Below are 13,055 nucleotides of genomic sequence, written 5' to 3'. Positions count from 1 at the left end.
ATTTCAAAGCCGGGCACTCCTTTAGGCGTCAAAAATCGGATTTTTGGGTTTCCCAGACAACACCGAAAAATCCAGGAGTTGCACTGCGTTCATCCTAAAAGTGGAGGCGCCGTGGTCCTGCAAATCGTTGCCTGCGACGGGATGGAAGAGTCCACCCGCTCCGCGTTTTGCAGAGCATGTCAGGTTACCACAGCACCCTCTGACGGATGTAACAGCGCAGAATTTTCGCCCCGGAGGACGACGTCATACCCCCGATGCATCGGGTTCCGATCAGCGCTTGCCCTCAGGCATAGCGCTTTGCCATGGCCTCCAGCGATACCGGCTTGATCTTCGAGCCCATGCCGGCGCAGCCAAAGGCCTCAAAGCGGGCTTTCACAATGCCACGCGCAGCCATTTTGGCGGCGATCAGGGCTTTGCGCGGGTCGAACTCGCTGGGTTGCTAGGCCAACACTTGCCGCATGGCGCCGGTCATGGCCAGGCGGATGTCGGTATCGATGTTGATCTTGCGCACGCCGCTCTGGATGCCGCGCTGGATTTCTTCCACCGGAACGCCATAGGTTTCCTTGATGTCGCCGCCAAACTGGCGAATGATCGCCAGCCATTCCTGCGGCACGCTGCTTGATCCATGCATCACCAGGTGCGTGTTCGGGATTTGCGCATGGATGGCGACGATGCGGTCCATGGCCAGAATGTCGCCCGTGGGCTTGCGCGTGAACTTGTAGGCGCCGTGGCTGGTGCCGATGGCAATCGCCAGCGCATCAACGCCGGTCTGGGCAACAAAGTCCTTGGCCTGCACCGGGTCGGTCAGCATCATGTCGTGCGTCAGTTTGCCGACGGCGCCGGAGCCATCTTCTTCCCCGGCTTCACCGGTTTCCAGGGAACCCAGGCAGCCCAACTCGCCTTCCACCGACACGCCAATCGGGTGCGCCATTTCGCAGACGCGGCGCGTGATGGCGACGTTGTACTCATAACTGGCCGGGGTCTTGGCGTCTTCCAAAAGCCATGAAATCTCCTTAAATATATACAAAACAAGCTTCTAGCCCCCGTGCTATATGCACAAGCAGCTATACAAAAAATAGCAAATTACGCAGCGGCGCGCTGCTGCAATATCTCAAACGCGGGCAGCGTCTTGCCTTCCAGCACCTCCAGGAAGGCACCGCCACCGGTGGAGATGTAGCCCACCTGTTTTTCGATGCCGTACTTGGCAATGGCGGCCAGCGTGTCACCGCCGCCGGCAATGCTGAAAGCGCTGGAGTCAGCAATGGCCTGGGCAATCACCCGGGTGCCGTTCTCGAACGCCGCAAGATTCATCACATTTTTTTCTTTACCACACAGAAAAACTAGGCTAATATATAGTCAACTATCTATCTCACACAATTTACATGTTTGAACTTAAAGACCTGCCAAGTCAAGAGACGCTGGCGGCATTCGCCCTACAGTATTGCAACCCGGACGTCGAAGGCCTGCACCTGTGGTTGATGTGGGCGTCTTCAACCGAGGCGATGCTGTCAGCATTTACAGACCAGCTTGCCACGAATGGACTCACACAAGCCAAGTTTTTTGTCCTGCTGCTGCTGCTGCGTAATCCGTCTGGTCTCAGCATCGGTGCCTTGGCCGAAGGTGTCAATGTGACATCCCCCACGATGACCCGCATCATTGACCGCATGGAAGTAGCAGGCTTGTGTGAACGAGAACAACACACGGTGGACCGGCGCGCTTGGGTGGTTCGCATAGCGAAGGCCGGCGAGGCGGTGATGGCGCAAGCTATACCTGATCACTACACATGGGTGGCGGAGTTGATGAGTCACTTCAATGCCGAGGAAAGAAGCCAGATCCGTCATTTGATGAACAAACTCAACAAAGCGACGCAGGCGGTCGGCGCCGCCAATGCTTAGTTTGCACCCCCAAAAAAACGCCTCTCTTTTTTCTCAAATAGGTAGCCAACTACTAAATCGTCAGCTATATGAATACAACTCACATCCAACACTCACCTTGGCTGACAGGACAACTGGTTTTATGCGCTCTTGCAGTTGTCGCCCAACTGTATTTACCCATTCCGATCTTAAGCGCCTTGGCGACCGAGTTCGGAATGCAGCAGGCCGAGGCCGGGTACGCACTCACAGCCTTCAGCGTTCCCTACGCATTCGGATTTTTGGTGTTCGGCCCTTTGTCTGATCACATCGGCAGACGCCGAGTGATGACATATGGTCTCGTCGTCCTGTCGGTCAGCAGCCTTTTGCTCCAACTCGCAACGACGCCAGTCGTTTTCCTGACTTTACGGGCACTGCAAGGGTTCGCTGCAGCAGCTTTTCCGCCAATCGCCTTGGCTTATCTGGCAGAACGCGGCACACCGAGACAGCGCGCATGGGGCGTGTCGTGGATGAGCACCGCTTTTCTCATGGCCGGTCTGCTGGGGCAGATGTATAGCGCTTTTGCCACTCCGCTTGTCGGGTTCAGCAACGCATTGATTCCCTTGTGTGTTGTCTATCTTTGCACCGCCGCCTGGCTATGGCGAGGGTTGGCAAGCGATGCACACGTGACGCCCGCCGGACAGCCCTCGGGATTAGCGTCCATATTCCCAGCTTTGCGGGACGTAGTAGGTGACCCCAGTCTGCGTCGTGTTTATGGTCCTGCGCTGGTACTGCTTCTGTGTTTCGTCGCGTTCTATCTCGGACTCGACGCACGAATGGGCGTCATCTTGCAGCAATCAGGATTCAACCAGTTCGCCGTCCGCTTGGTGGCCCTGCCTGGATTCCTGGCCCCGTTGGCGGTGGCGGCACTGATTCCACGTTTCGGCCCGCACCGCATGGCGGGCACCGGTCTTACGGTCGCGACTGTCGGACTGGTATTGGCTGCGTTGACGGCTGTCGCGGGTAAGCCAATGCTCGTCCTGGCGGCGAGCCTGTTATTCGCCACAGGGATCGGCATCACTGTTCCGAGCTTGATTGCCCGCGTCGCGAGGTCGGCGCCCCAACATTGTCGCGGCATGGCCATCGCCTTCTACACCTTCACGCTTTTCATCGGCGCAAGCCTTGGGCCATGGGTTGCAGGCCGCTCATCAAACCTTACGGCAGGGACTTTCTTTGGCATGTTGGCGGCATTAATGGCACTAGCGGCGGCGATCAGTTGGAGTCCGCCGCCTGCGGTCTTGTCAAAGAACAACGGTTAAAACTCGAAGACCAAGCATGAATCACACCCAACGCATCATTGCCCACACGATTGCAGTCATGTCATTGGCGACAAGTCTTTCGACGTACGCACAAACGACCAAGGAAACGCACATGCCAAATGCAGCGATGAATACAACCCAAATGAGTTCATCTATAAACCGATTGATCCCTGCGGGCTATATCAATATCAACACACGCAGCATCCATGTTGATGCTGACCGGGCCACTTTGCTGCGCTATGAACGTGAGGATCACCGAAACAACGGCCTCGGGGGTGAGCACTTCAGTATCGTCATAGACGACGCCGGGCAACTCAAGGGCTTCACGCACATGGATATCGTCTTGATGGGCGGAACTTTGCCCACACGCGAACATGCACGAGAGATTGCGCTGGATTTCCTGCGTGAAATGACACCCGACCTGTTGCCACGCATGGAAATAGCCTGGATCAAACCACACGACGAGACCATTCACGCCATGCGAAACGGTCAACGAGAATCCGTCATCCTGACCGGGATGAAAGTCAAGGCCAGGAACCTTGCCGACGGTCGCTGGTTCTGGGTCATTGTCGGCACGAATGAAAAGGTCATGGTGTTCGAGCGCGACATCGTATGGATTACGTTCCCAGGCCGTCGCAAAACGGAGAAATGGCTGCACGATCAATGGCTTGTAGAACAGAACCGCAAACCAGCAACAGCCACCTCACGCCTGGCAGGCTAGTTTTCGGTTATAGCGCCAGCGCGCGTTGGATGGGCTGGTGGACAAGCATTTGAGTAAAAACGAGAAAACCTCAACCTCGTGTCTTACAGATCACCCGTACCGCTTCGCCATCGCCTCCAGCGACACCGGCTTGATCTTCGAGCCCATGCCGGCGCAGCCAAAGGCCTCAAAGCGGGCTTTCACAATGCCACGCGCAGCCATTTTGGCGGCGATCAGGGCTTTGCGCGGGTCGAACTCGCCGGGTTGCTGGGCCAACACCTGGCGCATGGCGCCGGTCATGGCCAGCCGAATATCGGTGTCGATGTTGATCTTGCGCACGCCGCTCTGGATGCCGCGCTGGATTTCTTCGACCGGCACGCCATAGGTTTCCTTGATGTCGCCGCCAAACTGGCGAATGATGGCCAGCCATTCCTGCGGCACGCTGCTCGATCCATGCATCACCAAGTGGGTGTTCGGAATCTGCGCATGGATGGCGACGATGCGGTCCATGGCCAGAATGTCGCCGGTGGGCTTGCGCGTGAACTTGTAGGCGCCGTGGCTGGTGCCAATGGCAATCGCCAGCGCATCAACGCCGGTCTGGGCGACAAAGTCCTTGGCCTGCACCGGGTCGGTCAGCATCATGTCGTGCGTCAGTTTGCCGATGGCGCCGGAGCCATCTTCTTCCCCGGCTTCACCGGTTTCCAGGGAACCCAGACAGCCCAACTCGCCTTCCACCGACACGCCAATCGGGTGCGACATTTCGCAGACGCGGCGTGTGATGGCGACGTTGTACTCATAACTGGCCGGGGTCTTGGCGTCTTCCATCAGCGAGCCGTCCATCATCACGCTGGTGAAACCGGAGCGGATCGACTGGATGCAAACGGCCGGCGAGGCGCCGTGGTCCTGGTGCACCACCACCGGAATATCGGGGTGCGTTTCCACCGCAGCCAGCATCATGTGGCGCAGGTAGGCCTCACCGGCGTATTTGCGGGCGCCAGCCGACGCTTGCAGAATGACCGGGCTGTCGGTCTCCTGCGCCGCTTCCATGATGGCGAGAATCTGCTCCAGGTTGTTGACATTGAACGCCGGCACACCGTAGCCGTGCTCAGCCGCGTGGTCCAGCACTTGACGAAGGGAAACAAAAGCCATGAAAATCTCCTTAAATATATACAAAAATAGCCTCTAGCCCCCGTGCTACCTGCACAAGAAGCTATTGAATCAATAGCAATTTACGCAGCGGCGCGCTGCTGCAAAATCTCAAACGCGGGCAGCGTCTTGCCCTCCAGCACCTCCAGGAAGGCACCGCCGCCGGTGGAGATATAGCCCACCTGTTTTTCGATGCCGTACTTGGCAATCGCCGCCAGCGTGTCACCGCCGCCGGCAATGCTGAAAGCGCTGCTATCGGCGATGGCCTGGGCAATCACTTTGGTGCCGTTCTCGAACGCGGCAAACTCGAACACGCCCACCGGGCCGTTCCAGACGATGGTGCCGGCCTGCATCAACTGCTCGGCCAGTCGCTTGGCGGTCTCGGGGCCGATGTCCAGGATCAGGTCGTCGTCTTCGACTTCGGTGGCGGCCTTGACGGTGGCGACGGCGTCGGCGCTGAAGGTTTTGGCGGTCACCACGTCGGTGGGAATCGGCACTTCGGCGCCGCGCGCTTTCATGGCTTCAATCACCGCTTTGGCATCGCCGATCAGGCCCGGCTCGGCCAGGCTTTTGCCAATGTTCAGTCCCGCCGCCAGCATGAAGGTGTTGGCAATGCCGCCACCCACGATCAGCTGGTCCACGTTCTTGGCCAAAGCTTGCAGGATGGTGAGCTTGCTGGAGACTTTGGAGCCGGCCACGATGGCCACCAGCGGGCGCTTCGGGTTGGCCAGCGCCTGGTTGATGGCGTCGAGTTCGGCCGCCAGCAGCGGCCCGGCGCAGGCAATCGGCGCGTACTGGGCGATGCCATAGGTCGTGCCTTCGGCGCGGTGCGCGGTGCCGAAGGCGTCGTTCACAAAGATGTCGCACAGGGCGGCCAGCTTGCGGGCCAGCGCCTCGTCGTTCTTCTTCTCGCCAACATTGACGCGGCAGTTTTCCAGCATGACGAGTTGGCCGGGAGCGACCTCCACCCCATCAACCCAGTTTGCAATCAGCGGCACCCCATTCGGAGCGTATTTGGGCCCCAGCAACTCACCCAAACGCTTCGCCACCGGGGCCAGCGAGTCGGCAGGCTTGAAAGCACCCTCGGTGGGTCGCCCCAAGTGGCTGGTGACCATCACGGCCGCGCCGGCGTCCAGCGCCATCTGGATGCACGGCACCGAGGCCCGGATGCGCGTGTCTTCCGTGATGTTGCCACTCCCGTCTTGTGGCACGTTCAGGTCAGCGCGGATGAAGACGCGCTTTTTATCGGCAAAACCGCTTTTGATGACATCGGCGAAACGCAGGACCTTCACAGCGCACCGCCTTGCTTGCCGGCCAGCACGCGCGCCATTTCCAGGCACTTGCTGGAGTAACCCCACTCGTTGTCGTACCAGCTCACGACCTTCACGAACGTGCTGTCCAGCGCCATGCCAGCATCGGCGTCGAACACCGAGGTGCAGCTCTCGCCGCGGAAGTCGGTGGAGACCACTTTGTCTTCGGTGTAGCCGAGCACGCCCTTCATGGCGCCTTGCGAGGCGGCCTTCATGACGGCACAGATTTCAGCGTAAGTGGCGGGCTTGTTCAGCTCGCAGGTCAAATCGACCACCGACACATCGGAAGTCGGCACACGGAACGACATGCCGGTGAGCTTTTTGTTGAGTTCAGGAATCACCACACCCACCGCCTTGGCGGCGCCAGTGCTGCTCGGGATGATGTTTTCCAGAATGCCGCGGCCGCCGCGCCAGTCTTTGTTGGACGGACTGTCCACCGTTTTTTGCGTCGCGGTGGCGGCGTGAATCGTCGTCATCAGGCCACGCTTGATGCCCCAGTTGTCGTTCAGCACCTTGGCCACCGGGGCCAGGCAGTTGGTGGTGCAACTGGCGTTGGAGATGATGGCCTCCCCGGCGTAGCTGCTGTCGTTCACGCCATAGACAAACATCGGCGTGTCGTCTTTGCTGGGGGCCGACATGATGACTTTTTTGGCGCCGGCGGTGATGTGCTTTTGGGCCGTCTCTTTGGTCAGGAACAGGCCGGTCGATTCGATCACGATGTCGGCGCCGACTTCGCCCCAATTCAACTCGGCCGGATCCCTGACCGCGGTCAGGCGGATCTTTTTGCCATTGACGATCAGGTTATTGCCCTCCACCGCGATGTCGCCCTTGAAGCGGCCGTGCACCGAGTCAAACTGCAGCATGTAGGCCAGGTACTCCGGCTCCAGCAGGTCGTTGATGCCGACGACTTCGATGTCGGAGAAATTTTGCACCGCAGCGCGGAACACCATGCGCCCGATGCGACCAAAGCCATTGATACCTAGTTTGATGGTCATGTAAAAGTCCTTATATATAAAAATGGGTTGTAGCCGCCGTCGCTATTGCGTAAGCAGCTATTAATTCAGTAGCAACGAGCAATCCGCGATGACCCGGTCCGGCGCACAAGCCTCAATCGGCTGCCCCATGTTGTAGCCATAAGGCAACGCCCAGACTGGTACGCCGGCATTGCGCGCGGTGGCGACGTCGATGCTGGAATCGCCGACGAAGAGAGCCCGGTGGCGCGGCACGCCAAACTGCGTCAGGCAGCTCTCGATACCGGCCGGGTTGGGTTTTTTGGTCGGCAGCGTGTCGCCGCTGACCACGCCGTCCAGCAAGGGCATCAGTTGGTGGGCGTCCAGCACGGTGCTGGTGTAGCGGCCTTCCTTGTTGGTCACCACCGCCAGCTTGACGCCACGCTCGCGCAAGGCGATCAGCGTCTCGCGCACCTGGGGATAGAGATGGCTGCGCGTGCCGCAGCGGCGTTGGTAATGCTTGTCAAACTCGGCGGCAATCAGCGCCAGGCTGTCGCTGGCGCGCACCGTTGCCACGTCTGTTTTGCCGCTGTAGGCCAAGGCCTGAATCAGCAGCTCACGCGTGCCGTGGCCAATCCAGTCGTTCACTTGCTGCTGCGCAACTTCCGGCAGGTCAAAGCGGCGCAGGGTGTCGTTGACGGCGTCGCAAATTTCCGGCGCGGTTTCAATCAGGGTGCCATCCAGATCGAACATGATCAGGTCAAACATAGGCTTTGTGCTTGGTTTCATGGTCAGTTGCTCGAAGGCACGATGTGGTCGGACAGCGGCCCGGAGGTTCGCTCGTCGCTGTTGGTCCAGGTTTCGCGGCGGTGCGCGGCACGGTGCGCCAGCGTGCGCACGGCATCCACCACGCGCTGGGCCGTGATGCCGAAGTGGGCGTACAAATCCTTGGCCGGCGCCGATTCACCAAAGCTGGCGATGCCCACCACCACGCCGGTGCGGCCGACGTATTTACGCCAAAAGTCCGGGTGCGCCGCCTCAATCGCCACGGTGGGCAGGGTCAGTGGCAACACCCTTTCCTGATACGCCTCGCTCTGGCGGTCAAACACATTGGTGCAGGGCATGGACACCACGCGGGTGGCAATGCCCTCGCTGGCCAACAGGGCCTGTGCTTGCATCGCCAGCTCCAGCTCCGAGCCGGTGGACACGATGGCCGCTTGAGCCCCATCCATGTCGGACAACACATAACCACCACGGCGGATACTCTCGACCATGCCCGCATGGGTCAGGCGCGGCAGGTTTTGGCGTGACAGGCACAGCGCGCTGGGGCCGTCCTTGCGTTCAATGGCACTGGCCCAGGAAACCGCAGTTTCCAGCCCATCGGCCGGCCGCCAGACGTCCAGCCCCGGAATGATGCGCAGACTTGGAATGTGCTCCACGCTCTGGTGCGTGGGGCCGTCTTCGCCCAGGCCGATGCTGTCGTGCGTGAAGACGTGAATCACGCGCAGCTTCATCAGCGCCGCCATGCGGATGGCGTTGCGGCTGTAGTCGCTGAAGGTCAGAAACGTGCCGCCGTACGGGATGTAGCCACCGTGCAGGGCGATGCCGTTCATGATGGCCGCCATGCCGAACTCGCGCACGCCGTAGCTCATGTGGTTGCCCCAGTGGTCGCGCCCGGCTTTGACGCAGCCCTTGAAGTTGGTCAGGTTGGAGCCGGTCAGATCAGCGCTGCCGCCAAAAAACTCGGGTACCAGCGGTGCCAGCGCGTCCAGTGCGTTCTGGCTCGCCTTGCGAGTGGCCACGGCGTCCGGTTTGGCGGCAATGGCGGCCAGCAACTCGGGCAGTTTTTCGGCAAAAGCGGGCAGTAAATCGCCCGCCATGCGGCGCTCAAACTCGGCCGCCTCCAGCGGAAACTGCGTGCGGTAGGCCTCAAAGCGCAGGCGCCAGGTCCGCTCGGCCTCTTGGCCGCGCTCGACGGCGTTCCAGGCGTTGGCGATCTCGGCCGGCACTTCAAACGGCGCGGCGGTCCAGCCCAGCGCTTCGCGGGTGGCGGCGACCTCCAACGTGCCGAGTGCGGCGCCATGCACGTCGTGCGTACCGGCCTTGTTCGGCGAGCCCATGCCAATCACGGTTTTGCAGCAAATCAGCGTCGGCTTGCCATGCGGCAACACGGCCTGCGCCTTGGCGGCGCGCACGGCCGCGTCCAGCGCCTCCGGGTCATGCCCGTTGACGGCAGGGATCACGTTCCAGCCGTAGGCTTCAAAGCGCTTGGGCGTGTCGTCGGTGAACCAGCCTTCCACATGGCCGTCAATCGAGATGCCGTTGTCGTCGTAAAAACCCACCAACTTGGACAGGCGCAGCGTGCCGGCCAGCGAACAAGCCTCGTGGCTGATGCCTTCCATCAGGCAGCCGTCGCCCATGAACACATAAGTGAAGTGGTCGACGATGGTGTGGCTGGTTTCTTCTTCATCACGGTTGAACTCGTCGGCGAGCAGCTTCTCGGCCAGCGCCATGCCGACCGCGTTGCTCAGGCCCTGGCCGAGCGGACCGGTGGTGGTTTCTATCCCGGGCGTGACACCGACTTCGGGGTGGCCGGCGGTCTTGCTGTGCAGCTGGCGGAAGTTTTTCAACTCGGCCATCGGCAGGTCATAACCGGTGAGGTGCAACAGCGCATAGATCAGCATCGAACCGTGGCCGTTGGACAGCACAAAACGGTCGCGATTCGGCCAGTGTGGGTTGGCCGGGTTGTGCTGCAGGTGCCGGTTCCACAGCACCTCGGCAATGTCGGCCATGCCCATCGGCGCGCCGGGGTGGCCGGACTTGGCTTTTTCAACCGCATCGACGGCGAGCATGCGGATGGCGTTGGCCATCTGGCGGGCGAATTCAGGTGTAGGAGTGTTCATGGTCTTAATCAGTTGGGGACAGAGCGGGTTCAGGCGTTCAGGAAGCGCGCTTTTGCCGTTCCATCATCCGCCACACAAAGGGCGTGAAGATCAGTTGCATCGCCAGTTCCATCTTGCCGCCGGGCACCACGATGGTGTTGGCGCGGCTCATGAAGGACGCATCAATCATGTTGAGCAGGTACTGGAAATCGATGCCCTTGGGCTTGGCAAAGCGGATCACCACCATGCTCTCGTCCGGCGACGGAATGTCGCGCGCAATGAACGGGTTGGAGGTGTCCACCATCGGCACGCGCTGGAAGTTGACATGCGTGTGCATGAACTGCGGGCAGATGTAGTTCACGTAATCGGGCATGCGGCGCAGGATGGTGTCGGTCACCGCTTCAGTGCTGTAGCCGCGCTGCTTCTTGTCGCGATACAGCTTTTGAATCCACTCCAGGTTGATGACCGGCACCACGCCAATCAACAGGTCCGGGTGCTGGGCGATGTTGACCTCGGGCGTGACGACGGCGCCGTGCAGGCCTTCATAAAACAGCAGATCGGTGTTGACCGGCACGTCTTCCCAAGGCGTGAAAGTGCCGGGCTCCTGGCTGTAGGGCGCGGCTTCCTCGGGGTCATGCAGGTACTTGCGGCGCTTGCCGGTGCCGGTTTCGCCATAGGCGCGAAACAGCTCGGCCAGTTCGGGAAACATATTGTTTTCCGGTCCAAAGTGGCTGAAGTTATTGTTGCCCGCCGCCTCCGCTTCGGCCGCCTTGCGCTTCATTTCCTTGCGGTCATGGCGGTGAAAACTGTCGCCCTCGATCACCGCGGCGTTGACGCCTTCACGGCGAAAAATGTTCTCGAACGTCTTGGTGACCGAGGAGGTGCCGGCGCCGCTGGAGCCGGTGATGGCGATGATGGGGTGGCGTTCAGACATGGTGCTGTCTCCGAAAGTTAAAATTTATAAGAAATAGGCCTCTAGCCCCCGCGCTGTCTGCGCAAGCAGCTACTAAATCAATAGCATCATCAGTCGATGAACAGGCTGCGCTCGGCAAACAAGGGGTTGTTCAACGTCGCCCTCACCGGCTCCGCGTGGTAGCGCTCAATGCGCTCCACTTCATTCTTCGAGCCGAACACCAGACCGATGCGCTGGTGCAGCGACGTCGGCTGCACCTCCATCATGGGAATCTCGCCGGTCGAGGCGCGGCCACCGGCCTGCTCCATGATCATGCCGACCGGGTTCGCTTCGTACAGCAGGCGCAAGCGGCCGGGCTTGCTGGCATCCTTGCTGTCGCGCGGGTACAAAAAGACCCCGCCGCGCATCAGAATGCGGTGCGCCTCGGCCACCATGCTGGCAATCCAGCGCATGTTGAAATCCTTGGCCCGGGGCCCGGTTTTACCGGCCAGGCATTCGTCCACATAGCGTTTGACCGGCGCCTCCCAGAACCGGCTGTTGGAGGCGTTGATGGCGAACTCGTGGGTATCTTCCGGGATTTTCATCATCGGATGCGTCAGCATGAACTCCCCTAACGTCGGGTCCAGCGTGAAACCGTTGACACCGTCACCGACCGTCAGCACCAGCATGGTGGTCGGGCCATACAAGGCATAGCCGGCGGCAACCTGTTGTGCGCCGGGCTGGAAAAAATCAGATTCCGACACATCCAGACCCGTGTCCACCACGTCTTGCGGTGCGCGCAATACCGAGAAGATGCTGCCGACCGAAACGTTGACGTCAATGTTGCTGGAGCCGTCCAGCGGGTCAAACACCAGCAGGTATTTGCCACGCGGGTACTGTCCCGGAATCTGGTACGGCACGTCCATTTCTTCCGAGGCCATGCCCGCCAGATTACCGGCCCATTCGGTGCGCCGGATGAAGACCTCGTTGCTCAACACGTCAAGCTTTTTTTGCGTCTCGCCCTGCACATTGATGGAGCCGCCCGCCTCGGCCGCATGGTTGCCCATGATGCCGCCCAGTTCGCCAAAGGCGACGGCGCGGGCGATGGCTTTGCAGGCCAGCGCCACGTCCAGAATCAGGGCATTGAAATCGCCGCTGGCGCTGGGGAAACGACGGCGTTCTTCAATCAGGAATTGGGTCAGGGTGGAGCGGTTGGTTAAAGGCATGGTGAGGTCTCCTCGTAATTAAAATAGTTAAGGCGTGGGGGCTGGTTTGGGCTCAGGCCGGGTGCGCGGCACGGCGCAGCGCCTGCATGACGTTGTAGTAGCCGCCGTCGGCGTCCGGTGCACTGAACACCGCGCTGCCCGCCACACAGGTATCGGCCCCGGCGAGCACGATCTCGGCAATGTTCTCCAGCTTCACGCCGCCGTCCACTTCCAGCCAGATCGGCTGGCCACCGCGCGCCTGATGCATCTCGATGCGCTGGCGTACCGTGCGCAACTTGCCCAGGGTGCTTGGGATGAACTTTTGGCCACCAAAGCCCGGGTTCACGCTCATCAGCAAAATGATGTCCAGCCGGTCCATCACATGGTCCAGCCATTCCACCGAGGTGGCCGGGTTCAGCACCAGCCCGGCTTTGCAGCCGTGCTCATGAATCAACTGGAGCGTCCGGTCCACATGTTTGGTGGCTTCCGGGTGAAAGGTGATGATGTTGGCACCGGCCTTGGCAAACAGCGGAATCAACGCATCCACAGGCTCCACCATCAGGTGCACATCAATCGGAATTTGAACATGCGGGCGGATTGCCTCACAGACCAGCGGGCCAATGGTGAGGTTGGGCACGTAGTGGTTGTCCATCACATCAAAGTGCACCAGATCAGCGCCAGCGGCTTGAATCGCGCGCACTTCGTCCCCCAGGCGGGCGAAGTCGGCGGACAAAATAGACGGGGCCAGGCGCAGGATGGGCGTTGCAGATTGAGGGGTCATGGTGCGGATGTTGGTAAAAA

Annotated in this window: 11 protein-coding genes and 2 pseudogenes; 3 read left to right on the top strand and 10 right to left on the bottom strand. The window is 60.3% G+C overall.

Annotated features, from left to right (window positions below; all coding sequences use genetic code 11):
• Positions 1-283: 283 nt before the first annotated feature.
• Positions 284-997, bottom strand: a pseudogene (locus tag HHJ17_RS03075) (class II fructose-bisphosphate aldolase); the annotation flags it as partial.
• Positions 998-1,083: 86 nt separating this feature from the next.
• Positions 1,084-1,302: pseudogene (pgk, locus tag HHJ17_RS03070) on the bottom strand (phosphoglycerate kinase); the annotation flags it as partial.
• 80 nt (positions 1,303-1,382) lie between these two features.
• Between pgk and HHJ17_RS03065 the strand changes: the two are divergent.
• The 3 genes from HHJ17_RS03065 (at position 1,383) to HHJ17_RS03055 (ending at position 3,890) form a co-directional block, all read left to right on the top strand.
• Positions 1,383-1,895, top strand: a complete 513-nt coding sequence (locus tag HHJ17_RS03065) for a MarR family transcriptional regulator (RefSeq protein WP_296504967.1) — start codon at positions 1,383-1,385, stop codon at positions 1,893-1,895.
• 68 nt (positions 1,896-1,963) lie between these two features.
• A complete protein-coding gene (locus HHJ17_RS03060) occupies positions 1,964-3,169 on the top strand; it encodes an MFS transporter (protein WP_296504966.1) in 1,206 nt (401 codons plus the stop codon).
• A 16-nt stretch (positions 3,170-3,185) separates the two neighbouring features.
• Positions 3,186-3,890: a hypothetical protein gene (locus tag HHJ17_RS03055; RefSeq protein WP_296503599.1), complete on the top strand. Its 705-nt coding sequence runs from the start codon at positions 3,186-3,188 to the stop codon at positions 3,888-3,890.
• A gap of 90 nt (positions 3,891-3,980) precedes the next feature.
• Here HHJ17_RS03055 and fba read toward each other — a convergent pair whose 3' ends face one another.
• From fba to rpe, 8 genes are all read right to left on the bottom strand, one after another.
• Positions 3,981-5,018 carry a class II fructose-bisphosphate aldolase gene (gene fba, locus HHJ17_RS03050; protein ID WP_296504965.1) on the bottom strand — a complete coding sequence of 346 codons (1,038 nt, stop codon included), beginning with the start codon at positions 5,016-5,018 and terminating at the stop codon, positions 3,981-3,983.
• An 80-nt stretch (positions 5,019-5,098) separates the two neighbouring features.
• Positions 5,099-6,307 (bottom strand): phosphoglycerate kinase, encoded by a 1,209-nt coding sequence (locus HHJ17_RS03045; protein ID WP_296504963.1) that lies wholly within the window; start codon positions 6,305-6,307, stop codon positions 5,099-5,101.
• Complete coding sequence (gene gap / locus HHJ17_RS03040; RefSeq protein ID WP_296504961.1) at positions 6,304-7,320, bottom strand: type I glyceraldehyde-3-phosphate dehydrogenase; 1,017 nt, start codon at positions 7,318-7,320, stop codon at positions 6,304-6,306. Before gap ends, HHJ17_RS03045 begins: the two co-directional genes overlap by 4 nt.
• Before the next feature lie 60 nt (positions 7,321-7,380).
• On the bottom strand, positions 7,381-8,064 hold the full coding sequence (locus HHJ17_RS03035) for an HAD-IA family hydrolase (protein ID WP_296504959.1): 684 nt from the start codon (positions 8,062-8,064) through the stop codon (positions 7,381-7,383).
• 2 nt (positions 8,065-8,066) lie between these two features.
• Positions 8,067-10,178 (bottom strand): transketolase, encoded by a 2,112-nt coding sequence (gene tkt, locus HHJ17_RS03030; protein WP_296504957.1) that lies wholly within the window; start codon positions 10,176-10,178, stop codon positions 8,067-8,069.
• Between the two features lie 37 nt (positions 10,179-10,215).
• A complete protein-coding gene (locus HHJ17_RS03025; protein ID WP_296503618.1) occupies positions 10,216-11,091 on the bottom strand; it encodes a phosphoribulokinase in 876 nt (291 codons plus the stop codon).
• An 89-nt stretch (positions 11,092-11,180) separates the two neighbouring features.
• Positions 11,181-12,275 (bottom strand): class 1 fructose-bisphosphatase, encoded by a 1,095-nt coding sequence (locus tag HHJ17_RS03020; RefSeq protein ID WP_296503620.1) that lies wholly within the window; start codon positions 12,273-12,275, stop codon positions 11,181-11,183.
• Positions 12,276-12,327: 52 nt separating this feature from the next.
• Complete coding sequence (gene rpe, locus HHJ17_RS03015; RefSeq protein WP_296503623.1) at positions 12,328-13,035, bottom strand: ribulose-phosphate 3-epimerase; 708 nt, start codon at positions 13,033-13,035, stop codon at positions 12,328-12,330.
• Positions 13,036-13,055 lie beyond the last annotated feature (20 nt).

This window comes from Rhodoferax sp., assembly GCF_012927445.1.
Classification (GTDB): domain Bacteria; phylum Pseudomonadota; class Gammaproteobacteria; order Burkholderiales; family Burkholderiaceae_C; genus Rhodoferax.
This window is presented reverse-complemented; position numbering and strand designations above follow the sequence as displayed.

Bases quoted from the DNA above. Each gene is read 5' to 3' on its own strand.
- HHJ17_RS03065 (WP_296504967.1), top strand. From the start codon at position 1,383: ATGTTTGAACTTAAAGACCTGCCAAGTCAAGAGACGCTGGCGGCATTC.
- HHJ17_RS03060 (WP_296504966.1), top strand. From the start codon at position 1,964: ATGAATACAACTCACATCCAACACTCACCTTGGCTGACAGGACAACTG.
- HHJ17_RS03055 (WP_296503599.1), top strand. From the start codon at position 3,186: ATGAATCACACCCAACGCATCATTGCCCACACGATTGCAGTCATGTCA.
- fba (WP_296504965.1), bottom strand. From the start codon at position 5,018: ATGGCTTTTGTTTCCCTTCGTCAAGTGCTGGACCACGCGGCTGAGCAC.
- gap (WP_296504961.1), bottom strand. From the start codon at position 7,320: ATGACCATCAAACTAGGTATCAATGGCTTTGGTCGCATCGGGCGCATG.
- HHJ17_RS03035 (WP_296504959.1), bottom strand. From the start codon at position 8,064: ATGAAACCAAGCACAAAGCCTATGTTTGACCTGATCATGTTCGATCTG.
- tkt (WP_296504957.1), bottom strand. From the start codon at position 10,178: ATGAACACTCCTACACCTGAATTCGCCCGCCAGATGGCCAACGCCATC.
- HHJ17_RS03025 (WP_296503618.1), bottom strand. From the start codon at position 11,091: ATGTCTGAACGCCACCCCATCATCGCCATCACCGGCTCCAGCGGCGCC.
- HHJ17_RS03020 (WP_296503620.1), bottom strand. From the start codon at position 12,275: ATGCCTTTAACCAACCGCTCCACCCTGACCCAATTCCTGATTGAAGAA.
- rpe (WP_296503623.1), bottom strand. From the start codon at position 13,035: ATGACCCCTCAATCTGCAACGCCCATCCTGCGCCTGGCCCCGTCTATT.